The sequence below is a fragment of the Pseudofrankia coriaricola genome (assembly GCF_032027725.1).
In the GTDB taxonomy this organism is placed as follows: Bacteria; Actinomycetota; Actinomycetes; order Frankiales; family Frankiaceae; genus Pseudofrankia.
This window is the reverse complement of record NZ_JASNFO010000018.1, coordinates 64,732-89,488: the sequence shown is the minus strand read 5'-3', so window position 1 is coordinate 89,488 and position 24,757 is coordinate 64,732. Positions and strand designations below refer to the sequence as shown.

At 73.0% G+C, this 24,757-nt stretch carries 22 protein-coding genes; 13 read left to right on the top strand and 9 right to left on the bottom strand.

The genetic code is table 11. The annotated features are described in order from the left end of the window. Positions 1 to 83 precede the first annotated feature (83 nt). From QOZ89_RS10705 to QOZ89_RS10670, 8 genes are all read left to right on the top strand, one after another. Complete coding sequence (locus tag QOZ89_RS10705; RefSeq protein ID WP_241842302.1) at positions 84 to 881, top strand: 2-keto-4-pentenoate hydratase; 798 nt, start codon at positions 84 to 86, stop codon at positions 879 to 881. After that, entirely contained in the window at positions 878 to 1,408 is a 531-nt protein-coding gene (locus QOZ89_RS10700) for a RidA family protein (protein WP_241842301.1), read from the top strand. The genes QOZ89_RS10705 and QOZ89_RS10700 overlap by 4 nt, the downstream gene beginning before the upstream one ends. Further along, positions 1,405 to 2,034: a 3-hydroxyanthranilate 3,4-dioxygenase gene (locus QOZ89_RS10695; RefSeq protein ID WP_241842300.1), complete on the top strand. Its 630-nt coding sequence runs from the start codon at positions 1,405 to 1,407 to the stop codon at positions 2,032 to 2,034. Before QOZ89_RS10700 ends, QOZ89_RS10695 begins: the two co-directional genes overlap by 4 nt. A gap of 1 nt (position 2,035) precedes the next feature. Then, on the top strand, positions 2,036 to 3,229 hold the full coding sequence (locus QOZ89_RS10690; protein WP_241842299.1) for an amidohydrolase family protein: 1,194 nt from the start codon (positions 2,036 to 2,038) through the stop codon (positions 3,227 to 3,229). Next, a complete protein-coding gene (kynU, locus tag QOZ89_RS10685; protein ID WP_071053107.1) occupies positions 3,226 to 4,518 on the top strand; it encodes a kynureninase in 1,293 nt (430 codons plus the stop codon). Before QOZ89_RS10690 ends, kynU begins: the two co-directional genes overlap by 4 nt. Positions 4,519 to 4,646: 128 nt before the next feature. Beyond that, complete coding sequence (locus QOZ89_RS10680; RefSeq protein ID WP_241842298.1) at positions 4,647 to 6,227, top strand: FAD-dependent oxidoreductase; 1,581 nt, start codon at positions 4,647 to 4,649, stop codon at positions 6,225 to 6,227. A 130-nt stretch (positions 6,228 to 6,357) separates the two neighbouring features. After that, on the top strand, positions 6,358 to 7,206 hold the full coding sequence (locus QOZ89_RS10675) for a tryptophan 2,3-dioxygenase (RefSeq protein WP_083419782.1): 849 nt from the start codon (positions 6,358 to 6,360) through the stop codon (positions 7,204 to 7,206). 84 nt (positions 7,207 to 7,290) lie between these two features. Continuing rightward, positions 7,291 to 7,929 carry a LysE family translocator gene (locus QOZ89_RS10670; RefSeq protein ID WP_071053106.1) on the top strand — a complete coding sequence of 213 codons (639 nt, stop codon included), beginning with the start codon at positions 7,291 to 7,293 and terminating at the stop codon, positions 7,927 to 7,929. Between the two features lie 54 nt (positions 7,930 to 7,983). Here the strand turns inward: QOZ89_RS10670 and QOZ89_RS10665 are convergent, their stop codons facing one another. Further along, positions 7,984 to 8,856 carry a patatin-like phospholipase family protein gene (locus QOZ89_RS10665; protein ID WP_071053105.1) on the bottom strand — a complete coding sequence of 291 codons (873 nt, stop codon included), beginning with the start codon at positions 8,854 to 8,856 and terminating at the stop codon, positions 7,984 to 7,986. A 455-nt stretch (positions 8,857 to 9,311) separates the two neighbouring features. After that, complete coding sequence (locus QOZ89_RS10660; protein WP_071053104.1) at positions 9,312 to 10,652, bottom strand: hypothetical protein; 1,341 nt, start codon at positions 10,650 to 10,652, stop codon at positions 9,312 to 9,314. A gap of 350 nt (positions 10,653 to 11,002) precedes the next feature. Here QOZ89_RS10660 and QOZ89_RS10655 point away from each other — a divergent pair, with 350 nt between their 5' ends. The 4 genes from QOZ89_RS10655 to QOZ89_RS10640 all read left to right on the top strand — a co-directional run bounded on the left by QOZ89_RS10655 (position 11,003) and on the right by QOZ89_RS10640 (position 14,614). Then, positions 11,003 to 11,773, top strand: a complete 771-nt coding sequence (locus tag QOZ89_RS10655; protein ID WP_071053103.1) for an alpha/beta hydrolase family protein — start codon at positions 11,003 to 11,005, stop codon at positions 11,771 to 11,773. A 68-nt stretch (positions 11,774 to 11,841) separates the two neighbouring features. After that, a complete protein-coding gene (locus QOZ89_RS10650; protein ID WP_071053102.1) occupies positions 11,842 to 12,393 on the top strand; it encodes a PadR family transcriptional regulator in 552 nt (183 codons plus the stop codon). Further along, a complete protein-coding gene (locus tag QOZ89_RS10645; protein ID WP_071053101.1) occupies positions 12,390 to 13,112 on the top strand; it encodes an ABC transporter ATP-binding protein in 723 nt (240 codons plus the stop codon). The genes QOZ89_RS10650 and QOZ89_RS10645 overlap by 4 nt, the downstream gene beginning before the upstream one ends. After that, a complete protein-coding gene (locus tag QOZ89_RS10640) occupies positions 13,109 to 14,614 on the top strand; it encodes an FtsX-like permease family protein (RefSeq protein WP_071053100.1) in 1,506 nt (501 codons plus the stop codon). The genes QOZ89_RS10645 and QOZ89_RS10640 overlap by 4 nt, the downstream gene beginning before the upstream one ends. Positions 14,615 to 14,775: 161 nt before the next feature. On the opposite strand, the gene QOZ89_RS10635 is transcribed toward QOZ89_RS10640, so the two are convergent. From QOZ89_RS10635 to QOZ89_RS10610, 6 genes are all read right to left on the bottom strand, one after another. Further along, a complete protein-coding gene (locus tag QOZ89_RS10635) occupies positions 14,776 to 16,014 on the bottom strand; it encodes an ABC transporter substrate-binding protein (RefSeq protein ID WP_157910608.1) in 1,239 nt (412 codons plus the stop codon). A gap of 161 nt (positions 16,015 to 16,175) precedes the next feature. Beyond that, on the bottom strand, positions 16,176 to 17,438 hold the full coding sequence (locus tag QOZ89_RS10630) for a branched-chain amino acid ABC transporter permease (RefSeq protein ID WP_071053099.1): 1,263 nt from the start codon (positions 17,436 to 17,438) through the stop codon (positions 16,176 to 16,178). Beyond that, a complete protein-coding gene (locus tag QOZ89_RS10625; protein ID WP_071053098.1) occupies positions 17,431 to 18,342 on the bottom strand; it encodes a branched-chain amino acid ABC transporter permease in 912 nt (303 codons plus the stop codon). Before QOZ89_RS10625 ends, QOZ89_RS10630 begins: the two co-directional genes overlap by 8 nt. Continuing rightward, the gene (locus QOZ89_RS10620; RefSeq protein WP_312623650.1) at positions 18,339 to 19,376 is read right to left on the bottom strand and encodes an ABC transporter ATP-binding protein; all 1,038 of its coding nucleotides are present in this window, start codon (positions 19,374 to 19,376) and stop codon (positions 18,339 to 18,341) included. The genes QOZ89_RS10625 and QOZ89_RS10620 overlap by 4 nt, the downstream gene beginning before the upstream one ends. A gap of 98 nt (positions 19,377 to 19,474) precedes the next feature. Continuing rightward, on the bottom strand, positions 19,475 to 20,431 hold the full coding sequence (locus QOZ89_RS10615; protein WP_312623649.1) for an ABC transporter ATP-binding protein: 957 nt from the start codon (positions 20,429 to 20,431) through the stop codon (positions 19,475 to 19,477). Between the two features lie 873 nt (positions 20,432 to 21,304). After that, positions 21,305 to 21,919 carry a TM2 domain-containing protein gene (locus tag QOZ89_RS10610; protein WP_071053096.1) on the bottom strand — a complete coding sequence of 205 codons (615 nt, stop codon included), beginning with the start codon at positions 21,917 to 21,919 and terminating at the stop codon, positions 21,305 to 21,307. A gap of 265 nt (positions 21,920 to 22,184) precedes the next feature. Between QOZ89_RS10610 and QOZ89_RS10605 the strand changes: the two genes are divergently transcribed. Continuing rightward, complete coding sequence (locus tag QOZ89_RS10605) at positions 22,185 to 23,615, top strand: hypothetical protein (RefSeq protein ID WP_312623648.1); 1,431 nt, start codon at positions 22,185 to 22,187, stop codon at positions 23,613 to 23,615. A 22-nt stretch (positions 23,616 to 23,637) separates the two neighbouring features. On the opposite strand, the gene QOZ89_RS10600 is transcribed toward QOZ89_RS10605, so the two are convergent. Next, positions 23,638 to 24,753: an acyl-CoA dehydrogenase family protein gene (locus QOZ89_RS10600; RefSeq protein WP_312623647.1), complete on the bottom strand. Its 1,116-nt coding sequence runs from the start codon at positions 24,751 to 24,753 to the stop codon at positions 23,638 to 23,640. Between the last annotated feature and the right edge of the window lie 4 nt (positions 24,754 to 24,757).

The following is a 24,757-nucleotide window of genomic DNA, read 5'->3' as shown; positions in this document are numbered from 1 at the left end:
GCCGCGAGCAGGGGTCCCCGTTCGGCGCGGATGCGACGAACGGGGGGGCGATGAGTGCGGCGACGGAGCGAACCCGAGAAACTGTGAGCGCCGCGAGTCCCGTGGGGTCCATCGAGGAGACGGCGGACTACCTGGACGGGGCGAGGCTGCGGGCCGAGGCGGTGCCGCAGCTGCCGCCGGGGCTGCCGCTGGCGGACGCGTACCGGATCCAGCACGCCGTCGTCGGCCGGCGGCTGGAGCGCGGCGAGCGGCTGGCCGGCACGAAGCTCGGGATGACCAGCCGGGCCAAGATGGCGCAGATGGGGATCTCGGAGGTCATCTGCGGCCAGATCACCGACGCGATGGCGGTTCCCGACGGTGGGGCGGTGGACCTCGCCAGGCTGATCCACCCCAGGGTGGAGCCGGAGGTCGCGTTCCGGCTGGCCCGCGACATCGACCTGACCGGTCCCGACGCGGAGGTCGACATCCTCGCCTGCGTCGACGCCGTCGCGCCGGGACTGGAGATCATCGACTCGCGCTACGCGGACTTCCGGTTCAGCCTGCCGGACGTGGTCGCCGACAACACCTCGGCGGCGTTCTTCGTCGTCGGGCCGTGGTGGGCGCTGGACGAGGCGACGCGGGAGGCGCTCGGCGACCTGACGGTCGAGCTGGTTATCGACGGCGAGGTCGCCGAGCGAGGGTCGACCGGCGAGATCCTCGGCCATCCGCTGGACGCGCTGCGGGCGCTGGTCCCGCTCGCGCGCGAGCGCGGGTTCCCGCTGACCGCCGGGCAGATCCTGCTGGCCGGCGCGGCGACCGCGGCGGCGCCGCTGCGCCCCGGCCGGGTCCAAGCCCGGGTCGCGCGTCTCGGCATCGCGAGTGCCGTCGCGGAGTACGCATGACCATCGAACCTGCGGCCGGCCCCGAACCACGGCGCTCGCCGGGCCCGGATCCAGCACTGGCCCCGGATTCCGGTCCGCGTCCGACGGTCACCGGGGCGGGCGACGCGCGGGTCGTCGCTGGGAAGGCGAAGCCGCGAGGGCGGTTTCCGCACCTGAGGCGGGCCGGTGACTTCGTGTACGTCTCCGGGACGTCGTCGCGGCGGCCGGACAACACGTTCGCCGGCGCCGACGTCGACGCGATGGGGACGGCCTCGCTCGACATCCGGGCACAGACGAGGGCTGTGATCGAGAACCTCGGCGCGCTGCTGGCCGAGGTCGACGCGGGCCTGTCCGACCTGGTCAGCGTCACCGGCTATCTCGTCAACATGAACGATTTCGGCGGCTACAACGAGGTGTGGGCCGAGTTCTTCGACGAGACCGGGCCGACCAGGACGACCGTCGCCGTTCACCAGCTGCCACACCCACTGTTGCTGGTCGAGATGCAGGCCGTCGCGCACGTTCCGAGAAGGAGAGAGGGCGGCTCATGACGCTTCCGCAGCCGATCAACTTCCCGAAGTGGATCGAGGAGAACCAGCACCTGCTCAAGCCGCCGGTGGGCAACAGGACCCTGGTGGTGGGCGACGACTACATCGTGCAGGTCGTCGGCGGCCCGAACGCCCGGACCGACTACCACGTCGACCCGTACGAGGAGTGGTTCTACCAGCTCAAAGGCACCATGCACGTCAATGTCATCGACGACGACGGCGCCCCTCGACGCATCGAGATCCACGCGGGCGACACCTGGCTGCTGCCCCGCAACGTCCCACACTCGCCGCAGCGGCCCGAGGCCGGCTCGATCGGCCTGGTCGTCGAGCGGATCCGCGAGGAGGGGCTGCTGGAGAAGTTCCAGTGGTACTGCCCGGCATGCGCGGCCCTGGTACACGAGACGGAACTGCAGGTCCGCGACATCGTGAAGGACCTGCCACCGGTGTTCAACGCGTTCTACGCCGACGAGCAGGCCCGCACCTGTCCGAAGTGCGGCACCGTGCACCCGGGAAAGGCTGCGCTGCCCGAGAAGACGCCGCAGCCGGGAACGACAGCGCAGCCTGAAGAGGCGGCGCAGCCTGAAGAGGCGGCGCAGCCGGGAACGACCGAGCTCCCGGGCAAACGCTGAGATGGGCCCTACAGACGAGATCATCGACGTCCACACCCACTACGTCCCGAGGGGCTGGCCGGACCTCGGCCCAGGCACGCCGACGCCGCGGTTCGAGACCGAGTCCGAACTCATGATCATGATGCGCGGCGAGGAGTTCCGCCGGGTCGCCTCGGACTGCTGGGGCGCCGAGGTCCGGCTGGCCGACATGGACGCCGACGGCGTGAGCAGGCAGGTCGTCTCGCCGACGCCCGTCTTCTTCTCCTATGCCCACGACGTCACCCAGGCGTCGAAGATCGCGCACATCCTCAACGACCTGGCGCTGAAGATCTGCGCGCCGGCGCCCGACCGGCTGCTCCCGATGTGCCAGGTGCCGATGCAGGACCCCGACGCCGCCTGCACCGAGCTCGAGCGCTGTCTGGCCGCCGGGCACGTGGGCGTCGAGATCGGCAACCACGTCGGCGACCTCGACCTCGACAGCGAAGGCGTCGTGACGTTCCTGCAGCACGCGGCGGCACTCGGCGCCCCGGTCTTCGTGCACCCGTGGGACCTGCCGAGCTCGCCCCGGCTGGACCGCTGGATGGCCCAGTGGCTGGTCGGCATGCCGGCGGAGACGCACCTGTCGATCCTCGCGATGATCCTCGGCGGCGTGTTCGACCGGGTGGACGAGCGGCTACGGATCTGCTTCGCCCACGGCGGCGGGTCGTTCGCGTTCTGGCTCGGCCGGCTCGGCAACGCCTGGCACCGGCGGGGTGACGTGATCGGGAGGTCGGAGCATCCGCCGGAGCGCTACCTCGGCCGGTTCTACGTCGACTCGGTGGTCTTCAACAAGGGCGCGCTGCGGCTGCTCGTCGACACGGTCGGCGCCGACCGGGTCGTCGTCGGCAGCGACTACCCCTACCCGCTCGGCGAGCGCCCGGCGGGCGCCGTCGTCCGCACGGCGGAGTTCCTCGACGACGCGACGCGCGCCCGGCTCCTGTCCGGCAACGCGGCCACGTTCCTCGGCCTCGCCGACGCCGACGCTCCGGACCCGGCCGGCACCGCCATGCCAAACCCTGCCGACGACACCGTTCCACGCCCGGCCGACGCCGGCAGCCTGGCCGGGGCCTTGGCCGGCGACGCAGGAGCGGGTACCGCCGGCGCCCGGGCCGTGGCGCCCTCCCCGGCCGCCGGTCCGGCCGGTCCGGCCGGTACGGGTCGAGCGGCGCCAGCATGAGCCCGGCCCAGTCCGGGCAGGAGCGTCACGCGCTGAAGCTCGACGCCGGCGACCCGTTGCCCACGCGGCGGGCCGAGTTCCGCATCCCACCGCACGGCGGCGGCGAGGCGGCGTACTTCGCCGGCAACTCGCTGGGCTTGCAGCCGAAGGCGCTGCGTGCCCGCCTCGGCGAGGAGCTCGATGACTGGGCGAGCCTGGCGGTCGAGGGCCATCTGGAGGGCCGACGGCCCTGGTTCTCGTACCACGAGCTACTGCGCGGGCCAGCCGCCCGGCTGGTGGGCGCCCTCCCCCGCGAGGTCGTCGTCATGAACTCGCTGACGGTCAACCTGCACCTGCTGATGGTCAGCTTCTACCGGCCGGCCCCCGAGCGGCACGCGATCCTCATCGAGGACGCCGCGTTCCCGTCCGACAGCTACGCGGTGCGCAGCCAGGCCGCCTTTCACGGCTACGACCCGGACGAGGCGGTCATCCGGCTCGCGCCTCGCGTGGGCGAGGCGGCGCTGCGTTCCGAGGACGTCGTGTCCTACCTGGCGGAGCACGGTCACAAGGTCGCGCTCGTTCTGCTGGGCGCCGTGAACTACTACAGCGGCGAGCTGCTCGACATAGCCGCGATCACCGCCGCCGGGCACGCGGCAGGGGCGGCGGTCGGCTGGGACCTGGCACACGCGGCCGGCAACGTCGAGCTCCGGCTGCACGACGCGGGCGCCGACTGGGCGGCCTGGTGTTCGTACAAGTACCTCAACGCCGGCCCCGGCTCGCTGGCCGGCGCCTTCGTCCACGAGCGGCACCTGGCTGACCGGGCCCTGCCGAAGCTGGCGGGCTGGTGGTCGACGGACCCCGCGACCCGCTTCCAGATGGCGCCGGTCGCGCGCCCGGTCGACTCCGCCGACGCCTGGCAGCTGTCGAACCCGCCGATCCTGTCGATGTCGGCCGTGCTGCTCTCGCTGGAGATGTTCGACCAGACAGGCATGCCGGCGCTGCGGGCCAAGAGCCTGCGCCTGACGGCATACCTGGAGGCGCTGCTCGACGAGGTGTGCGTCGGGCGGCCGGCCCAGATCGTCACGCCGCGCGAGCCGAGGCGCCGCGGCGCGCAGCTCTCGGTGCGCGTCCACGGCCGCGACGTCGGCCCTCTCACCGAGCGGCTGCGCCAGGAGCACGGCGTCTTCGCCGACGCCCGCCGCCCGGACGTCATCCGGCTGGCTCCGGCGCCCCTGTACAGCACCTTTCACGACTGTTGGCGCGCCGCCACCGCGCTCGCGGCCGTGCTCGACGGCGGAAGACCCGGATGAGCAGGGCTTCCGATGGCTGAACGAGCCGGGGTCCGCATGAGCCGGGGTCCGCATGAGTCATGGCCCGCCGGGTCAGAACGGGGAAGACGGCGGAGGGCGAGCGCCCAGGATCAGGTGACGGAGGACAGGTGACAGAACACCCGGGCGCGGCGGGCGGTCAGCGCGTCGTGATCGTCGGCGCGGGCCTGGCCGGCTGCCTGCTGGCGACGCTGCTCGGCCGGCGCGGGATCGAGGTCGCCGTCTACGAGCGGCGCGACGACCCGCGCGCGAGCGCGGCCGAGCGCGGCCGCTCGATCAACCTCGCGATCTCGGCCCGCGGGCTCGCGGCGCTCGGCCAGGTCGGCCTGGAGGAGCAGGTGCTGTCACGGGCGCTGCCGATGCACGGCCGGATGGTGCACGACCAGTCCGGCGCGCAGAGCTTCCGGCCGTACAGCGCCGACGGGACGCGCGCGATCAACTCGATCAGCCGGGCGGAGCTCACCCGCGCCCTGCTCGACGTCGCCGCGAAGACCCCCGGCGTCCGGCTGTCCTTCGGCTGCCGGCTGACCGGGGTGGACCTCGCCGCCGGCGAGCTGCGGTTCGAGACGGCCGACGGGCCTCAGCCAAAGCGGCTGGCAGGCTGGCCACAGACGACCTCCCAGATCGCCGACCTCCCAGATCTGCTTCGCAGATCCGGCAGGGACCCTGTCGCCGATCCGGCAGGAACCCCGAGCCGCGGAGGCGTTTCCCCATCGACACAGCTGGCGCGGGCGGACGTCGTGCTGGCCTGTGACGGCGCCTTCAGCGCCGCCCGCCGCGCGGTGACCTTCCGCACCGGTTTCACCTTCAGCCAGGACTACCTGGACCACAGGTACAAGGAGCTGACGATCCCGGCGCGCGGCGGCGAATTCGCCCTGGACCCGGACGCGTTGCACATCTGGCCACGCGGCGAGTCGATGATGATCGCCCTGCCGAACCTGGACCGGTCCTTCACCTGCACCCTGTTCTGGACCGCCGAACAGTTCGCGGCGCTGACGACGCCGGACGAGATCGTCGGGCACTTCCGCGAGCACTATCCCGACGTCGCCAGACTGGCCCCGAGCCTGGTCGACGACTACCAGCGCAACCCGCTCGGGTCGCTGGCGACGATCCGCGCCTGGCCGTGGGTTCACCACGGCACGAGCAGCACGGCTGGCACAGGCGACCCAGGCGACGCGGCCGACCCAGGCGACGCGGCCGGCACGAGCGACACCGCCAGCACGAGCGGCCGGGGTGGCGGCGCGACGCTCGCGCTCGTGGGAGACGCGGCGCACGCGATCGTCCCGTTCTTCGGCCAGGGCGCGAACTGCGCCTTCGAGGACTGCGTTGAGATCGACCGGTGCCTGGCGGAGACCGGCGGCGACTGGGCGGCGGCGCTCGCCAGTTACGAACGGCGCCGCAAGGCCAACTGTGACGCCATCGCCGAGATGGCCCTGGACAACTTCGTCGAGATGCGCGACCGCGTGAACTCGCACGCCTTCCAGGTCAGGGTCGCGGCCGAGCACTGGCTGGAGCGCCGCCTGCCAGGCCGCTACGTCTCCCGCTACGAACTGGTGAGCTTCACGACCAGGCCGTACGCCGAGATCCCGAACCGGATACGCCGCCAGAACCGGCTCACCGCCCTCGCCGCGGGCGGCCTGGCCGGAGCCGCCGGCCTGCTGGCCGCGACCGTCCGCGGACGGAACCGGTGAACGCGGGACCGACGCCGTCGACGCCCGCCGAGACCCCGCTGGGCGCCGTGACATCCCGGCCAGACATCACCGGCATCCACCCGGTCCTCCGCGGTGACGTGCCCGGTGGACGAGGAAACGGAGGACATTGGTGAGCACGGCATCAGGCACCTCCGCACCGGCCGGCGGCCCCGGCGGCCGCGCCGAAAGGGCCGACGCCACGACCAGCCACGGTGATCTGACCTATGGCGGCTACCTCCACCTCGACGAGCTGCTGTCCTGCCAGCACCCGCGCACCGACGAGCACGACGAGCTGCTGTTCGTGATCATTCACCAGGTCTACGAGCTGTGGTTCAAGCAGATCCTGCGCGAGCTCGACCTGTTGCGGCACCGCCTGGAGTCCGGCGACGGCGTCGGCGCTCTGCAGACCGCCAGGCGCGTCGCGAAGATCCTCAAGACGGTCGTGGGCCAGCTGGACGTCCTGGAGACGATGACCCCGCGCCAGTTCGCGCGCTTCCGCCCGGAGCTCGGCAGCTCGAGTGGCTTCCAGTCGTTCCAGTTCCGCTGGATCGAGGCCACCCTCGGCCGCCGCGACTTCGCCGGCTCCGGGAGCCCGGACGACGCCACCCTCGACGCCATCATGCGCCGCCGCTCGATCTTCGACTCCCTGCTGCGCTACCTCGCCACCGCCGGCTGGAAGCTCCCTGACGAGATCCTCGACCGCGACCCCCGCCTGCCCTGGCCCGGTGGGGACGAACTCGTCCAGGCGGCCCTCGCCGAGGCGTACGCCGACGAGCGCGGCGTACCCGCCGGCGTGTGCGAGGCCCTCGTCGACATCGACGAGGGCATCCAGGAGTGGCGATACCGCCACGTCAAGATGGTCGAACGCATCATCGGAGCCAGGACCGGCACCGGCGGCTCCCCCGGCGCCGAGTACCTGCGCTCCACGCTCTTCCATCCGAGTTTCCCCGACCTCTGGCAGGTCCGCTCCCGCCCCTGACGCCCAGCTCCAGGCCGGGAGGGCGCGCCGAGCACGGGCATCAGCCAGGCCCGCCGTCGCCGCGTTCGCGGATAAGATCCCCAAATGATCTCTGGTGGACAGTTGGCCGGGTTCGCCGTCGCCGCGTTCGTCCTGATCGTGGTTCCGGGTCCGAGCGTGCTGTTCGTGGTCGGGCGGGCGCTGTCGCTGGGGCGGGGGCCCGCGATCGTGAGCGCGGTCGGCAGCGGGCTGGGCAACTACGTCGTGGCGGTGCTGGTCGCCTTCGGCCTGGGCACGCTGGTGGAGCGCTCGGCGATCGCCTTCCTGGCCGTGAAACTGGCCGGCGGGACCTATCTCGTCTGGCTGGGCATCCAGGCGATCCGGCACCGCCGCGAGCTGGCGGCGGTGGCCGGTGAGCATGTCGAGGCGCTGTCGAGGTGGCGGACGATCCGGCAGGGCTTCGTCGTCGGGGTCACCAACCCCAAGGCACTGATCATGTTCGGCGCGGTGCTGCCCCAGTTCGTCAGCCGCGAGGCGGGGCACATTCCCGCCCAGATGCTGCTGATGTCGCTGCTCGCGATCGGCATCGGGCTGGTCTCCGACAGCGGGTGGGCGATGGTCGCGAGCGCCGTGCGGTCGTGGTTCACCGGGAACCCGCGGCGCCTGGCGGCCATCGGCGGCGCCGGCGGCCTGGCCATGATCGGCGTGGGCCTCAACGTCGCCGTCACCGGCCGCCATAGTTAGGGGGCGTCACCGCCACCTGCCGGCGACAGCACCCGCGGTTTCGGAGCCACCGGTCTACGCTCCGGCCGCTCCGGCCGCTCCGGCGGTCCAGAACTCGCGGACGGCGTGGGACAGGGACCAGCCCTGGCGGCGCCCGGCGCGGGCGGAGGCGGGGCGGACGGCGGGGTCGAGCGAGTTCAGGCCGAAGGCGGCGCGAGCGGCATCGTCGGCGGTGACGACCAGGACGCGGCTACCGGACTTCTCCAGGTCGTGTACCTCGTCCTCGATGCCGAGGAACGGGCCGCGGCCCGGGGTGGTCATCGGGGCCATGACGAGGACGGTGTCGTGGCCGGCGGCGAGGGTGGCGTTGGTCGCCGAGCCGGAGCCGCCGTCGAGGTAGCGGCGGCCGTCGATGCTCACGGGCGGCCAGACCCCGGGGACGGCGCAGCTCGCCGCCACCGCGTCCACCAGCGGCACGCCCGAGTCCTTGTCGAAGGTCACCAGCGTGCCGCGCTCGGCGTCGATCGCGGTGACGAGGAGCCGGCGCGCCGGCCACTCGTGCCGGGGAAGCCGGGCCTCGATGACGCGGCGCCGCTCGGCCTCGCTGACGGTCGGGGTGGCCAGCGCCATCGCGCCGATCCGGGACAGCGCGCCGGGCAGGTCACGGGCACCGCTGATGGCCTCGCCGAACATGTTCGCCAGCAGGTCGACGTCGAGCTTCACGGTGAGCTCGGCGCCAGCGCCGGCGCCCTCCAGGTGGGCGGCGAGCTGCTCGTCGAGGCTCTGCCCGGTGCGCAGCAGGGCGCCGACGACCGAGCCGGCGGACGTTCCGATCACGGTGTCCGCCGCGGTCAGGTCCGACCCGCCGTGGGTGAGCTCCGCGAGCAGCCCGATCTCCCATGCGATCCCGGCCAGCCCACCACCGCCGAGCACCAGCGCCCGCGACATCCGCCCCTCCTTCTTCCTGGTTCGCTCCGTGCGGGCACGGCGCTCCGGCCCCTCACTCGCTTCGCTCCCGAGGGACCTCCGCGCCGTGTCCTCCTCCGCTCACGGGCGCTACGGCGACCTCGCTGCGGCCCAACCACGTTCGCTTCGCTCGTGGCCGGGCCTCCGCGAGGCGCGCCTCCGCGCCCAGCACGGTCACCCACCGCCGAAACCTCACCTATCCACAGCCAGCCCGCACGGGGTCCCTTCGCTTCGCTCGTGGCCGGGCCTCCGCGAGGCGCGCCTCCGCGCCCAGCACGGTCACCCACCGCCGAAACCTCACCCATCCACAGCCAGCCCGCACGGGGTCCCTTCGCTTCGCTCGTGGCCGGGCCTCCGCGCCGACGCGGTCACCCGCCGCTGAACGTCCAATCCCTGCGGGCTCCGTTCCCGGGGTGGGCGGCCGGGTCCTGGGTGTCCTACACCAGCTGGTCGCGGAGGGTGGCGGCCGCTGCCCGGACCTCGTCGTCGAAGGCGCGGCGCAGCTGCTCGCGACGCTTGCGGCGGGCGGCGGAGACCGTCTCCGGGGTGACCGGCTCGGAGTCGGCCACGGGCGGCGCCGGTGCCGGTGGGCGGGGGACGCTCGGCGGGTCGGCGAACTCGCGGTAGAGCAGCCAGCAGCCGTGGATCCCGGCGAGCAGGTCCTCGAGAAGGTCGACCGCCGGCCGGCGCGGGTCCAGCGGGGTCAGCCGGTCCGGCAGCAAGAGCGTCTCGCCGAACTCCTCGTCGTCATCGTCATCGTCGTCGTCATCGAGGCCGCGGACGTCGTCCAGGTCGTCGTCCGCGGAACGGTCGCCCACGCCGCGGATCTGGATCGCCAGGCCCTCGGTCGGCAGGATCGGCGTGCGCGTCTGCCGGCGCGGCAGCCGCTCCTCGCCCTCGTCGTCCGGGGCCGGCGGACCGTCCTCGACGATCTCCGCGACCCATTCGAAGATGTCGTCCAGGTCGGGGTTGCGGCCCTCGGCGACGACCAGCGCGTGCGCGATCAGGTCGAGCACCGCCTCGCGGGGCGAGTCGCCCCCGTCGACCTGGTGAAGCACCAGCGTGGGCGTGCGGTGCGGGAGCGGCTCGATGGTGTCGGCCTCGGCCACGACCTGGGTGACGTCGAGGTCGGCGTGCCGGGCGGCCACGATCGCCGCCGCGTGCAGCCAGTGCGCCGCCGCGATCGCGGCCGCCGTCGGTTCGACGTCGGTGAACAGCGCGCGGCTGCCGAGCGGGTCGCCGCGCAGCAGCGCGTCGGCGGCGGCGACCTGCAGCGGCGACGCGTCCGCGCGGCTGAGCGTCACCGCCTGGCGGGCGCGGCCCGACAGCTCGCCCAGCTCGGCGCGCTCGACGGCGTCGAGCTCAGCCCGCACCTCCGCGGCGACCTCGGTGGTCAACTCGGTGTCGGAGATCGCGTGCAATGCCCGGCCGACCCGGTGCGCCGCCTCCTCGACGACGACCACGGCCTGCTGGATCAGCCCCTCATGTGGCAGGTGCGGCTGCTCGATCGCCGCTATCGCCTTGCCGAAGACATCCCTGCCGCGGCCGGTCAGGCTGTCGTCACCCGTCGGCAGCGCCTGCAGCGCCGACTCCTCCGGGTGCGTGTAGGTACGCCAGGCGGCGGCGGAGAGAAATGTCAACGTGCGCGCCAGTTGCAGCGCGTCCGACTCGTCGACGGCCCGTGGGAACCGGGCGACCTTCTCAGCGACGTCACCCAGCCCGGTATCCCACGACACCATCAGCGTGCGGTCGTGGACGTCCACCGCGTACCGGCTCATCGGCGGCCACCTCCCCGTGCGCCCGGGCACGGCCTGTTGGCATTGTGCCCGGAGGGCACCGCCCCGTTGGCATGATGCCCGCCACGTGCGGGAGAAACATGATCATGCCTCCTCCGGAGGGCGGGCACCCCCGTGATCAGGCTACGTCGAGCCAGGCGTCCTGGCACCGCCAGCCGCCCACGACGTCCACCGTGGGCCCGTCTGCCCCGCGCTTGTCCGGCTCAGGGCGGCCGCCGGCCGCCAATCGGACCGAAATGTAAATCGAACCGTAACTTACCGGTTACATTTGCGCCGCCCGGCAGCCACGTCCCGAGGCGGGCCATTGCCGATCTGCCGGGGAGAATGGCGGGATGAGGCCCGCGATCCACAGGTATGGCCCCGGTCCGGACCAGTTCGGCGAGCTGTGGCTGCCCGTGGATGACGCCGGCGCCTCGCCCACCACCGGCGTAGTGATCTTCTTGCACGGCGGGTTCTGGCGGGCGCGTTACGGTGTCTCGGAGGGATGGCCGCTGGCGGCCGACCTGGCCCGGCACGGGTACGCGGTGTGGAACCTGGAGTACGGGCGGGTCGGCCGGGGCGGCGGCTGGCCGGCGACGTTCGCGGATGTCGCGGCCGGAATCGACCTGCTCGCCGACCTACCCGTCGACACGTCACATGTCGTCGCGATCGGGCACAGCGCGGGCGGCCACCTCGCGACATGGGCGGCCGGGCGGGCGAAGCTGCCCGCCACGGCGCCGGGCGCCGGGCCGCGGGTGCGGCTGACGGCGGTGGTGTCCCTGGCGGGCGCGCTGTGGCTCGCGGACTGCGCGCGCGGCGGCGTCGGCGGGACGGCGGCCCTCGACCTCATGGGCGGCGGCCCGGACGACCTGCCCGGGGAGTACCGCCTGGCCGACCCGTCCGCGGCCATCCCGCTGCGCGTGCCCGTCCTGTGCGTCCACGCCCGCGCCGACGACGAGGTCCCGTTCGGCCAGAGCGTCCGCTACGTCGAGGCCGCCACCGGAGCCGGCGCCCCCGCGAGCCTGCTGGAAGCCCAGGGCGACCACTACACGCTGACCGACCCCTCTTCCCCCGACTGGTCCCTGGTCGTCGAGGCCCTCCCCGGCCTTCTCGGCGCCGGGTAGGGCCTGGCGGCCTATGCCCGCTCTGGGTGGCCTTGACGCCAGCTATTCACTCACTACATAGTTGCGGAGTGTCTTCGACCGGATCCGTCACGTCGCACGTGCTGCTGGGCCTGCTGGCCGGCGGGCCCCGGCATGGATACGAGCTGAAGCGGTCCTACGACGAGCAGCTGCCGCGCGCGCGGCCGCTGGCGTTCGGGCAGGTCTACACGACGCTTGCCAGGCTGGTGCGCGACGGCCTGGTGACGCCCGTGGGCCAGGACCAGGCCGGCGGCCCCGAGCGCACCAGCTACGCCATCACCGCCGAGGGCCTCGCGGGCCTGCGCGCCTGGCTCACCGCGGTGGAGCCGCCGGCGCCGCACGTCGCCGGCGCGCTGCTGGCCAAGGTCGTCGTCGCCCTGTTCGCGGCGGACGCTGCCACGGCGCGGGACTACCTCGTCGCGCAGCGGGCGACGCACGCCGCCAGGCTGCGCGAGCTGACGGCGCTGAAGGCCGACCCGGCGACGGGGCTGTCCGACGTGATCGCCCTCGACTACGCCATCACCCACCTCGACGCCGACCTGCGCTGGCTGCGCACCACGCTGGAACGGGTCGCGACTCAAGCCCAGGAAGGCTCTGCATGACCACAGTCCTGCTGGAGGCCCGCGGCCTCGTCCGGTCGTACGGGGCCGTCGCGGCCCTGCGCGGGGTGAATCTCGCGATCGCGGAAGGGGAGATCGTCGCGGTGACCGGGCCCAGCGGCTGCGGCAAATCCACCCTGCTGCACTGCCTCTCGGGCATCCTGCGCCCGGACGCCGGCGAGGTCGTCTACCGCGGCCGACGCATCGACAACCTGTCCGAGGCCGAGCGGTCCCGGCTGCGGCGCACCGAGCTCGGTGTGCTGTTCCAGTTCGGGCAGCTGGTCTCGGAGCTGTCCGCGGCGGAGAACGTGGCCCTCCCACTTCTGCTGGCCCGCACCAGCCGCCGCCGCGCCCGCACCGCCGCCCTGTCCTGGCTCGAGCGGCTCGGTGTCGCCGAGGTGGCGGACGCGCTGCCCGGGGAGATGTCCGGCGGGCAGCGGCAGCGCACCGCGCTGGCACGCGCGCTGGTCACCGAGCCCCGGGTGCTGTTCGCCGACGAACCCACCGGCGCGCTGGACACCCTGGCGGGCGAGCAGATGCTGGGGCAGCTGGTGCGGCTCGCGACCCAGCAGAGGACGACGGTCGTCCTGGTCACGCACGATCCGAAGGTCGCCGGCTACGCGCACCGCGAGATCACGCTGCGAGACGGCCAGATCGACCCGACCGGGCTCGGCCTCGCCGGCGCCGGGCTGGCCATGGTGGACACCGAGGGCGTGGGATGAGGCCCGGAACGCTTGTGCGGCTGGCGTCCGTCGGCAGCCGGGCCGATGCCCTGCGCGTCGCGCTCACCGCGTTGTCCGCGACGCTGGCGACGCTCGCCGTTCTGACCGCCGCCACAGTGCTGGCCATCCCCGAGCTCGCCGGCCCGCTCGCTGGCACGGCGGCCAACAACACGACCTACCGGAGCGCCCTGCTGAACGAGCCCGGCCTGCGGCCCGGCGTGGTGATCGCCCTGATGCTGCTGACCATCCCGGTGCTGGCGCTCGCGGGCCAGTGCGGACGCCTCGGGGCGCCGGCCCGCGACAGAAGGCTGGCCGCGGTTCGGCTGGCGGGCGCGACCCCTGGTCAGACCGTCTCGCTGACTGCCGCGGAGACCGGGCTGGCGAGCACGCCCGGCGTGGGTATCGGGTTCGCGGCCTATCTGGTGGGCCGGCGGGTACTGGACCGGCCGAACCAGGACGGCCGGCTGCCGCTGCCGACGGATGTTCTGCCGCCCTGGCCGGCGTTGCTCGCGATCGCCCTGGGGCTACCGCTCGTCGCCGCCCTGACGGCGGCGCTCGTGCTGCGGCGGGTCCGGGTCACGCCGTTCGGCGTCGTGCACCGGCAGCGGCTCCCGGCTCCCCGGCCGTGGCCAGCCTTCCTGATCGTGCCGGGGGTGGCCTGCTTCGCCGTGTTGCGACCGCTCCTGCGGTACGCCGAACGCCACCGGCTCGACGTGCCAGAGGGCGCCTTCATCGCGCTCCTGTTCGCGGGCGCGCTGGCCGCACTCGTCGGGCTCCTGCTGGGCACCGGCTGGATCTCCCACGTCGCCGGCCGGGTTCTGCACCGGGTCGCGCGCCGGCCAGCCGCACTGCTCGCCGGGCGCCGGCTCATCGCGGACCCATGGGCCAGCAGCAGGGTCTTCGCCGCGGTGCTCGCCTGCGTCCTGTTCGGCGGCGGCGCGGCGGGGATGCGGGCCTACTTCGCCACGGAGGCCGACACCCGGCGGGCCTACGACCAGTGGTGGACCGTCCAGCAAGGATTCCGATACACGCCGGGTGGCGATGATTCCTCCCTACGGGACATGGACCTGGTCTACGCGGCGGTGCTGGTGGGTCTGACGATCGCGACGCTCGGCCTGCTGGTCGGCCTCGCCGAGGGGATCGTCACCCGCCGCCGGACCTACGCGGCCCTGGTTGCCTCCGGGGTGCCTCGCGGCGTTCTCGCCCGCTCGATGTTCTGGCAAACCCTTACACCCGCCGTGCCCGCGGTGCTGGTAGCGCTGGCGGTCGGCGTGACGATGACCTGGTCGCTGACGATCGAGGCGAGTACCGGAGGCCAGGTCGGGACGCTCCCGGGCGGCCCCACCGCCGTGGCACCCGAGCTCACTCGCGGGGTCCCGATCCCGTTCGCCGACCTCGGGCTTTTCGCCGGCGGCACGATCCTCGCGATCGTCGCGATGACCGGCCTCGCCCTGCTCTTCCTCCGCCCGAGCGTGTCCACGGAGGAGCTGCGCACCACGTAACGCGACGCTGACCTCGCCCGCCGGTCTGGCGGACGAGGTCAGCGGTGACGACGTGCCACCGTTGTCCCCGCGGTCATCTGTCCCCGCGGTCGCCGCCCGCCTGGGCGCACGGCGACCGCGGGAATCCGGTCACCCGATCAGATGGTCAGCGGGTCAAACGACTACTTGGCGCGGACGTAGGTCTTCGCGTTCGGGCCCTCGTAGAGCGGAGCCACGATCTTGAGGCGGACGTCTGCGGTCGCGTCTGGCTTGACGACGAAGGACTGCCTGGTCGGGGAGATGCCGGGCTTCGAGTAGTCCAGCTTGCCGGTCAGGCCACCGGTGTCCAGCGTGGTCAGGCCCTTCTTGGCGGCGACGATACCGGCGGGGGTCAGGTCGCCGGCGGCGCAGGCCGCTTCCAGGATCTTGGCCATCACGGTCGCGGTCGCGTAGCCCGTGGAGAGCGCGGGGGTCGGGATCGCGTCGGCCTTGCCCACCGCCTGCCGGTAGGCGGCCAGCACGGTGGCGGCCTCGGCCGTCGGGAGGGTGCCGTTCCCGCCGGCGAAGTAGAACCGGTCCAACAGGACGTCCTTCGCGTCGCCGGTCAGCAGGTCCGGCGTGTAGGTCGGGCCGTTGCCGAGGAGCGGCACGTTCAGGCCCTGGGTCTTGGTCGCGGCCGCGAGCGCGGCGGTCTGCGTCGGCGTGCCGGTGATCGCGATGACCCCGACTCCCTGCCCCTTGAGGGCAGTCACCTGCGAGCTCAGGTCGTTCTGTAGGGGGCCGACCTTCTGCTCGAAGACCTGGGACCCGTTCTGCGCGGCCCAGTACTTCACGCCGGCGTCGGCGTTGATGCCGTACTCGCTGTCGTGGTAGATGTGGCCGATCTTGACGCCCTTGGAGATGACGCCCTTCTCGAGCAGGTAGTCCAGGCCGTTGATGGACTCGACGTCATAGGTCGAGCCGACGATCGCGTAGTTCGGGTTGTCCGAGAGGGACTGCGACCAGGCCAGTGGGATCCCGACCAGGTCGTCGGCGGTGAGGTCCTCGGACAGCGCGGTGGCGATGGCCGAGCCGAGCACCATCTGCATCGCCGCCACCTTGGGCTTCATGGCGGCGTACGCGGTGGTGGCCTTCTGAACGTTGTAGCCGCTGTCGGCGTTCTCCAGCTTGACGGTGTACGTCCCGCAGATCCCGCCGTTCTTCTGGTTGTAGTCCTTCCAGAAGAGGTCATAGGCGATCGCGAGGTCCTTGCCGCTGGCGGCGAAGAATCCGGTCACGTCGTTGAGGTTGCCGAGAGTGAGCTCGGTTCCGCTGATCCCTTGGCCGGTCTTGACGACCTTCGCGCTTCCGCTGGCCGCGGGCGCCGCGGGTTTGTCGTCGTCGCCCTTGGTACTGCAGGCGGCGGCCAGCAGGGTGACCACCGAGAGGCCTAAGGCCAGCGAGACGCGGCCAGCTGACCGCCATCGCGGCCCGCGGCCCCGCCCAGCCATGACTGGAGACATAGAGGTTCCCTTCTTCCCCCGGCTCACCCGAATGGCGAGTCCGACACACGGCGTCTGGCAGGTTCCGACCCGGTGGTCCGTCAGCCGCCGGAGGTCGCGTCGGCCGGCGCGCCCACCGGGACGGATGTGGCGGCGCCGGCCGCGTCCACGTCGGCGGTGCCGCCCGCCGAGGCGCGTTCGCCGCGCGGCGGAGCGGTCCCACCGCCGTCAGGTGGTAGCCCGTCGTCTCCACGGCGCAGCGCCGCGGCGCGGCGGCGGCGCACCAGTGCGTAGGCGATGCCGGCGAGCCCGCGCGGCTGGAAGAGGACGAAGAGGATCACGGCGATGCCGTAGGCGTACTTGGCCGCCTCCGCGGAGGTGACGCCGCCGCTGCCGGGCTCTGCCAGGAACGGCAGGCTTTCGCTGTACTGCTCGAGCAGCAGGGGCAGCCCGATGACGAAGACCGCGCCGGCCATGGCGCCGCCGACCGAGCCAAGACCGCCAAGCAGGATGATCGCGAGGTACTGGATCGAGACCTCGACGGTGAACGACTCGGGCGCGACGCTGCCGATCGACAGGGCGTACAGCACCCCCGCCAGCCCCGCGTACATCGAGGACACGAGGAACGCCCTGGCCCGGTAGCCGGTGACGTCGATGCCGGTGACCGCGGCCGCGATCTCGCCGTCCCGGACCGCCCGCAGCGCCCGCCCGGGCCGAGACCGCAGCAGGCCGTAGGCGAACCAGGCCGCGAGCACGACGAGGACGAGGCCCAGGTACCACAGCCGCTCCGCGCGCCCGAACGGTACGCCCAGCACCTTGAGGCCGGAGTTGTCATCGTCGAAGACGAACCCGAACAACGAGAAGTCCGGGGTGCGCCGGCCGTTGTAGCCGCCGGTCAGCGGGGACGCGGAGTTCAGCACGTGCTGGCCGACGAACACCAGCCCCAGCGAGGCGATGCCGAGGTAGATCCCGCGCAGCCGCGCGGCGACCGGGCTGAACAGCAGGCCTGCTATCCCGGAGATCAGGACGGCGAGCACCATCGCGAGAAGCGGTGGAAGGCCGAGCCCGCCCAGGTGACGGCTGCCCAGCGTGCTCGGCTCGCTCGCCAGCCAGCAGTAGCTGATCGCGCCGACGGCGAGGAAGAAGGCGTGCCCGAGCGAGAGCTGGCCCGTGGTGCCGACGAGGATCGTCAGGCCGATCGCGCCGATCACCGCCGCGAAGATCGAGAAGCCGACCCGCAGCCAGAACTCCTCCAGATACAACGGCAGCGCCGCGAGGATCAGCAGGGCCACCAGCAGCGACACCAGGAGGAGCCGGGTGGCCAGCGCCGCGCGCGGCCCGTGGGAGACACGAACGTCAGACACGGGTCAGCTCCCTCGTGCCGAACAGGCCGGCGGGACGCGCCAGCAGGACCGCCAGCATCAGGACGTAGGGCACGGCCCCGCCGAAGTCGCCGCCGAGGAACTGCAGATGTTCGGCATAGCCGGCGATCAGGGACTGGACGACGCCGACGAGCACTCCGCCCGCCAGCGCGCCGGTGGTCGAGTCCAGGCCACCGATGATGGCGGCCGGGAAGGCGAGGAACGCGACGGTGCGGATCGACGGATCCAGGCCGGGCGTCGGGCTGCCGGTCAGGAAGACGGCGGCCACGGCCGCGAGCCCGCCGGCGACCAGCCAGGCCAGGGCGCTGACCTGCCAGTGCCGGATCCCCATCAGCGCGGCCGCCTCCGCGTCCTCGGCGCTGGCACGCAGCGCCACTCCCCAGCCGGTGAAGCGGAACGCGGCAAGGAACGCCAGGATCAGGACGGCCGCCGTCCCCATGGCGATCAGCCGGTTGTAGGAGAGGCCGACGCCGCCGACCGAGAAGGCTCCGGTCCCCCAGGGCTGGTCCAGGGAGAGCACCCTGGAGCCGATCCGCCGGGTCAGGTCGGTCGCGATCACGATGTCCAGGCCCAGCGTCATGATCGTCAGGGCGGCGACCTGCCCCTGGCTGGCCAGCCCCGTGCCCCGGCCCACCCGGGAGAACAGCAGCCGTTCGAGGACGACGGCCAGCAGCGCCGTCCCGGCGACGCCGATCGCCACCGCCGCGGCGAACCCGATCGACGGCACGAGCCGGGCGGTCACATAGGCGCCCACGAAGAGCATCGAGCCGTGCGCGAAGTTGAGCACCTCACTCGCCTTGAAGATGATCACAAATCCGAGCGCGATGAGCGCGTACACCGCGCCCTGCGAGATCCCGTTGACCAACAGCGAGACGAACGTCGTCACGGCTGCTCCTTCCCTGTGCTGACCGCGACGGTTCCGACGTCCCCGCCGTCCGCGGGCGGGTCCTTCGCCTCCGCGCCAGCGCCGGCGCTCTGGGTGCCGGTACCGCGCACGCCGGTGTTCTCCTTTTCGGCGCTCTCCTCCGTGGCGCCGCCCTCGGCTCTGTCGCCCGCGGAGCTGGCGCCTTCGGGGCTGGCGCTCGCGGGGCTGGCGCTCGCGGGGCTGGCCGCGGGGTCGTCCTCGTCGCCGGTGCCGAGATAGGCGCGGATCACGGCCGGGTCGCGGCTCACCTCGGTCGGGGTGCCGTCGGCGACCACCCGGCCGAAGTCGAGCACCGTGACCTGGTCGGCCAGCGACATGACCATGGTCATGTCGTGCTCCACCAGCAGGACCGTGATCCCGAGGGAAGCCCGGATCGCCCGGATCGTCGCCGTCATCTGGGCGGTCTCCACCGCGTTCATGCCGGCGACCGGCTCGTCCAGCAGCAGCACCCGCGGCTCCGTCGCCAGCGCCCGCGCCACCTCGACCCGCTTGCGGTCGCCGTACGGAAGGATTCCGATCGGCACGTGCAGGCGCTCTCCGAGGTCGAGGAACTCGGCGATCTCGCGCGCCCTGGCCCGGTGCAGCCGCTCCTCGTGGCGCGCCGAGGGGATCCGCAGGCCCGCGCTGAGAAAGCCCGTGCGCATCAGGTGATGCCGGCCGATCATGATGTTGTCGAGCACCGACTCGTACGGTGAGCCGGCGAGGTTCTGGAACGCGCGGCCGACCCCGAGTGCCGTGACCCGGTGCGGCCGCTGTCCGGTCAGCACCGTGCCCCCGAGCAGCACCCGGCCGGACGTCGCCCGGTACACCCCGGAGATGACGTTGAACAGCGTCGACTTGCCGGCGCCGTTCGGCCCGATCACCGCGTGGACGGTCCCTGGCTCGGCCCGCAGTGACACGTCGGCGAGCGCGGCGAGCGCCCCGAAACGGACCGTCACACCCTCGACCACCAGCGGCTCGGCCACCGCCAGCGAGTCGGTCACCTCCGTGGCCACGACGTCGCTCACTGTGCCTCGGGTTCGCTCCGTCGCCGCACTCGCTCCGCGGCCGTCCTCGTCCCTCGGACGACCACTCCGCTCGATTGCTCCTGCGCTCACTTCGGCTCCCCCGCGGGCACGCCGCCCTGGTCAGCTGCGGCACCGACCCGGCCCCGAGGCCGGGGCAGGACCCGCCGGGCCGGCGACGGCTGCCACCGGGACAGCGTCCGCGCCGGGCTCGCCGGCCGCGGGGGTTCGGGATCCGGAGATGCGGGGCTCGCGGGATCACCTGGGGCGGGAGGTGCGGCGCCCGGAGCGGCCTCACCCGCCACCGCCAGGTAGCGCCGCGCGACCTCGTCGGAGGCTGCGAGCTCGGCCGACGGCCCCGACAGCGATGTACGCCCGAGCTCCAGGACGTAGGCCACCTCGGAGAGCGCCAGCGCCATGGCGGCGTTCTGCTCGACGAGGACGACCGAGACGCCCTGGGCGTTGATCTCCCTGATCGCCGCGCCGATCTTGCCGATGATCTGGGGGGCGAGCCCCAGCGACGGCTCGTCGAGCAGCAGCATCCGGGGCGCCGACATCAGGCCGCGCCCGATCGCGAGCATCTGCTGCTCGCCGCCGGACAGCAGCACGGCCCGGGAGTCGCGCCGTTCGGCCAGCAGCGGGAAGAGCTCGTAGACCCGGTCGCGGGCCTGGGTGCGGGCCGCCCGCCCGCGCACCGACATCCCGCCCGCCCGCAGGTTCTCCTCGACGGTCAGCCGGCCGAAGATCCGGCGTCCCTCGGGCACGTGCACCAGGCCTAGCCGGACGATGTCCGCGGCGCCCCGGCCGGCGAGGTCCTGACCGTCGAACCGGAGCGCGCCGGCGGTGACCTTCCCGCCGTGCATCCCCAGGGTGCCGGACACGGTACGCAGCAGCGTCGACTTGCCGGCGCCGTTGCTTCCCAGCACCGCGACGACCTGCCCTGTGCCGACCGAGATCGTCACGCCGCGCAGCGCCCGGACCACGCCCGCATAGACAACCTCGAGTGAATCGACGACTAACAACTCCGGCTGGCTTCCAGCAACCACGCAGGACCTCCGCGGCACCCAGGACCCGTCAATCCAAAGATCAACGGGAGACAGTTGCACAATGAAACGTGTCGCAGGTCACCAGGATTGCGGTATCAGGCCGACGACACAAGCGACTCGGGCAAACACGCACAGCGCCGGCCAGGCCGGGCAACCGGCCGCCCGACTCGCGCCGGCCGAGCCAGGGCAGGCCGAACGTCCGGCCTGCCCAACCCGCGCCGACAACGGAACGGAGCCGGGCGCGAAACGGGTGGTCGCACCCGTCGCGACCCCGCCAATGAAGATCGGCAAGCTGATGGAGACCGCGCGCCGAAACCGCCAGGGGACTGTCGCGAGTGAGCAGCCGGGCACCGCGCGTTGCCACAGTCGCCCGCGCGAGACCGATCAGTGCGAAAGCAGCCGACCCAGGTCGGCACGAAACGCATTCACGACACCACCGGTGACTAGTACGACACCCGAGTAGCTGTGCCGTGGGTCACAAGAATCACCGCATGCGGCGGCAAGCGCAAGTGATCCGGAGCGGTGAGGCGCGAGACCGCCCGGCCGTCGGTCACCAACGGGCGAACGGCCACCCGTCACACCCGCACGGCCCGCGCAGGCATCTGACACGTTCGGCGCGCGGCCCGCCGCTCCCGGATCCGTCGGAGATCGCTGGCCGGGTATGCGTATCGACGCGGCGCCTGGCCAACGAGGACTCGCGGAAGCGGCCTGGTGCCGCTTCCGCCAAGATTCGGCCGGTGGCATCGCCGCGCCGCGGGCTAGACCAGCGGTTCTGTGTCCGGATCCGAACCGGCGAGGGTTCGGAGTCCGGATCCGGATACAGCCCCGGCGATCCCCCGGGCCGAGGGCGGGCGAACGTCGCCGGGGACGGCCCTAGCCGCGCAGCGGGCGGCCGAACTTGTCGCGGACGTTGCCGGTCAGCATCATCACGCCGTCGATGAGCGACCAGATACCGAGGCCGCCACAGGTGAGCAGCTGGGCGACCGCGATCCCATAGTCGCCCATGTACCAGCGGCCGGCACCCACTCCGCCGAGAAGAAGCTGCAGCAGACCGGCCGTCAGCTTGTCCTTGTCCGAGAGCGGCTCACCGGTGATCTGGTGCCGGCCGAACGGCGCGGACGGGTCGGCTCCGTACGGGTAGCCGGGCCCGTAGCCAGGAGCCGGCGGATAGCCCGGGGCTGGCGCGAATCCGGGGCCTGGCGGATAGCCCCCCGGCTGCGCATACCCGGCATTGGGGTCGGCGCCGGGCGGGTAGCCCCCGGTGGGCGGGTACCCCGCGTTCGGATCCCCATAGCCCGGGGCGGGCGGATATGCCGCGTTCGGATCCCCATAGCCCGGGGCGGGCGGATATGCCGCGTTCGGATCCCCGTAACCGGGGGCAGGCGGGTATCCCTGGCCGGGCTGCGGGTAACCCGCGCCAGGCGGCGGCTGATCGGGCCCGGGCTTCGCGAACGGGTCCGGCATCTGGCCAGGCGCTGGGGTCGTCATAGGGGCTCCAAGTGTTCCCGGACTGGGCGGAACCGTACCAGCGACGATCCAGGCGCAGTGCGGCGCCGTCCCCGACGCGACACCGAGCCGTACGGACGACCAACAAACGGCTATCGGTACGGAAGCGCACTACCGGGCCACATCCGCGGCGGCGCGTCCCGCCGGTCGACCGTGGCTCACGGTGACAAGGTCACCGCGAAGAGGGGCCGGTGCCGAACGGACATCCCGGCCGACCCGACGGACAGCCGGTGGCCGGAGCTCACGCATGGACAACCTCTCGGTGATCCCAGCCGCACGCGGTGAGCGGCCGCCCCCGCCCGGCTCGCCGACGGTACCGGTCACGATGAACCGCCCGACCACCACGAGGCACGTCGCCAGTGCGACTGCCGGCACCGACGCGACTACCGGCACCGACGCGCCCGTACCGTCGCCACCGCGCGACCGGACTCTCGCCGACGCCGACGCCGACGCCAATGCCGAGGCACCGACCATCACCATCGCCCTGCCGATGCCGAGACGCGACGAGTCCTCGCGGGTGAGGGGCGGGCCGCCCGCGGCCACCGTTCCCGACGCCGGCAGCGCGTCGGACCCGCGTCGGCCGCCCCGTGCGCGCGGCGGCGCCACGGCGGCGCGGCGCGCGGCGGCGACGGCGTCCAGCTCGGCCAGGGCGACGTTGGAACCGCTGGGCGGCCGGGTCGAGCACCTGCTGCGCGAGCGGCTCGGGGTGACCCTTCGCACGCCCGGTCGAGGCGGCCGGATCTTCCTGACGATAGCCGGCGGCACGGTCATCCTCATCGCCCTCGGCTCGGTGGTGCTGGGCATCGGCGGCGGGCCGGCGGCGCTGCGCCCGCTCACGCCGGCCACCACCACCGCCCCGATCGCGACGACGAGTGAGCCCCGCCAACCGGTGAACGAGGTGGCGGGTATCCCGATCACCGCCACGCGGACCTACCTGCTGACCTCCTACGCGCCCGGCCGTGGCTACCGGAGCCGGGTGGAGGCCTCGCCGCGCGAGCTAGCCGTCGGTCGGCAGTACCGGCACCTACCCCGCCGCGGTGACGACCACATGTCCACCGCGGAGATCGTCTTCCCGCTGCTGCCGGCGCCGGCGGCCTGCGTGAGCCGGGTGGAGCTGCGGCTCACGCTGCTCGGGACCGAGGGCGACCTGGACAACGAGGGGCCCTACCCGCTGGCCGCCTACCCGTCGGCGCTCACCGGGCTCGCCGCCGGGAAGGTTCCGGCCAGGGTCCCCACGCTCGACCTGGTCGCGAACCGCCCGCGTGGCAGCCTCGACTGGACCCGCTACGACGGGACGCAACCGGCCGGCGACCTGGCTGCGCCCCACCAGCCCGCCGACGACCTGGCGGCGGCCGATCGGCCCGCCGGCGGCGATGCCACGAGACAGGCGCCGCCCGCCGGGCCCCGAGAGGTCAGTGCGGATGTCACCGAGCTCTACCTGCGCTGGGTCGCTGGCATGCCGACGGCGAAGGGAGAGATCAGCGTCCCGCTTGGCACGCCGCTGGTGCTGGCCGTGCGCCCCGCCTTCACCAACATTCTCGGCACCTGGCGGCACACATACGGCGGCAGTGACACCAGCGCCCCGCCACGCCTGGTCTGGAACCGCCTCGTCCACTGTCCTCCCCGACCGGCGGCACCTTCCCCACCGATCGCGCCCTCCCACCGATCGGCTAGGTAAGGCACGAAGCAGGCGACGCGTTTCAGGCGTCGATGCTCAGCGCCGCGATCCGGTCCAGGTGCTCGCCGGCGTCGCCGAACGTGCCCACGAGCCGCTTGGCCCGCTTGTAGAAGAAGTGCGCCTCGTGCTCCCAGGTGTAGCCGATCCCACCGTGATACTGGATCATGGCCCCGGTCGCCCGCTCGGCCGCGTCGTTGGCCTTGGCCTTGGCGACCGCGACGGCGAGCGCGGCGTCCGGTAGCGCGGCGTCGACGGCGTGCGCCGCGTAGAGCGCGGCGTGCTCGGCCATGAGGACGCCGACATGCAGGTCGGCGAGCGTGTGCTTGATGAACTGGAAGCTGCCGACCGCCTTGCCGAACTGGACTCGGGTCTTGTCGTACTCGATGGTCCTGGTCAGCGCGGCCCGGGCGGTGCCGACCAGGTCGGCGGCCGCGAGGACGGCACCGCGTCGGCTCAGCTCGGCGAGGACGGCCGCGTTCGACTCTGGCAGCCGCTCGCCGGCGGCGCCGTCGAGGGTGAGCGCGCCGAGGCGGGTGGTGCCGTCATAGGTGTCGAGCGCCGTGACGGTGACGGACGCGGACGTCGGGTCGACGAGGTAGAGGCCGATCCCGCCATCCGGCTCCTTCGCGGCGACGACCGCCGTCCGGGCGACCCCCGCGTACTCGACCGGAGACGCCGTCCCGGTCAGCCGGGTACCTCCCGGATCGATGTCAGCCGTCACGCCCACCCCGGACTGGTCGAACGAGCCGCCGGGGGCGCGCAGCGCCACGGTGGCGACCAGCTCGCCGGCCGCGAGCGGGCCGAGCACGGCCGCCCGCTGGGCGGGTGAGCCGGCGAGCCGGACGGCCTCCCCCGCGAGCACGGTCGGCAGCCACGGCCCGGGCACGGCGCCGGCGCCGAACGCGCGGGCGAGCACCTGCGCGTCGAGCAGGCCGAGGCCCATCCCGTCGTTCTCCTCGGGCACGAGCACGGCGAGCCAGCCCTGCTCGGCGAACGCCTTCCACAGCTCGGCCGGGTGGCCGTCGCCCGCGGTGTCCTCGAACACGGCGCGCACGGCCGTCAGGTCGAACCGGTCGGCGAGAAAGTCGCGGACGGTCTCGGCAAGTGCCCGCTGTTCGTCGGTCAACGCGAAGTACACGGCG

Excerpts from the sequence above, each read along its gene's own strand:
- QOZ89_RS10700 (WP_241842301.1), top strand. The coding sequence starts at position 878 with ATGACCATCGAACCTGCGGCCGGCCCCGAACCACGGCGCTCGCCGGGC.
- QOZ89_RS10695 (WP_241842300.1), top strand. The coding sequence starts at position 1,405 with ATGACGCTTCCGCAGCCGATCAACTTCCCGAAGTGGATCGAGGAGAAC.
- QOZ89_RS10690 (WP_241842299.1), top strand. The coding sequence starts at position 2,036 with ATGGGCCCTACAGACGAGATCATCGACGTCCACACCCACTACGTCCCG.
- kynU (WP_071053107.1), top strand. The coding sequence starts at position 3,226 with ATGAGCCCGGCCCAGTCCGGGCAGGAGCGTCACGCGCTGAAGCTCGAC.
- QOZ89_RS10670 (WP_071053106.1), top strand. The coding sequence starts at position 7,291 with ATGATCTCTGGTGGACAGTTGGCCGGGTTCGCCGTCGCCGCGTTCGTC.
- QOZ89_RS10665 (WP_071053105.1), bottom strand. The coding sequence starts at position 8,856 with ATGTCGCGGGCGCTGGTGCTCGGCGGTGGTGGGCTGGCCGGGATCGCA.
- QOZ89_RS10660 (WP_071053104.1), bottom strand. The coding sequence starts at position 10,652 with ATGAGCCGGTACGCGGTGGACGTCCACGACCGCACGCTGATGGTGTCG.
- QOZ89_RS10655 (WP_071053103.1), top strand. The coding sequence starts at position 11,003 with ATGAGGCCCGCGATCCACAGGTATGGCCCCGGTCCGGACCAGTTCGGC.
- QOZ89_RS10645 (WP_071053101.1), top strand. The coding sequence starts at position 12,390 with ATGACCACAGTCCTGCTGGAGGCCCGCGGCCTCGTCCGGTCGTACGGG.
- QOZ89_RS10640 (WP_071053100.1), top strand. The coding sequence starts at position 13,109 with ATGAGGCCCGGAACGCTTGTGCGGCTGGCGTCCGTCGGCAGCCGGGCC.
- QOZ89_RS10610 (WP_071053096.1), bottom strand. The coding sequence starts at position 21,919 with ATGACGACCCCAGCGCCTGGCCAGATGCCGGACCCGTTCGCGAAGCCC.
- QOZ89_RS10605 (WP_312623648.1), top strand. The coding sequence starts at position 22,185 with ATGGACAACCTCTCGGTGATCCCAGCCGCACGCGGTGAGCGGCCGCCC.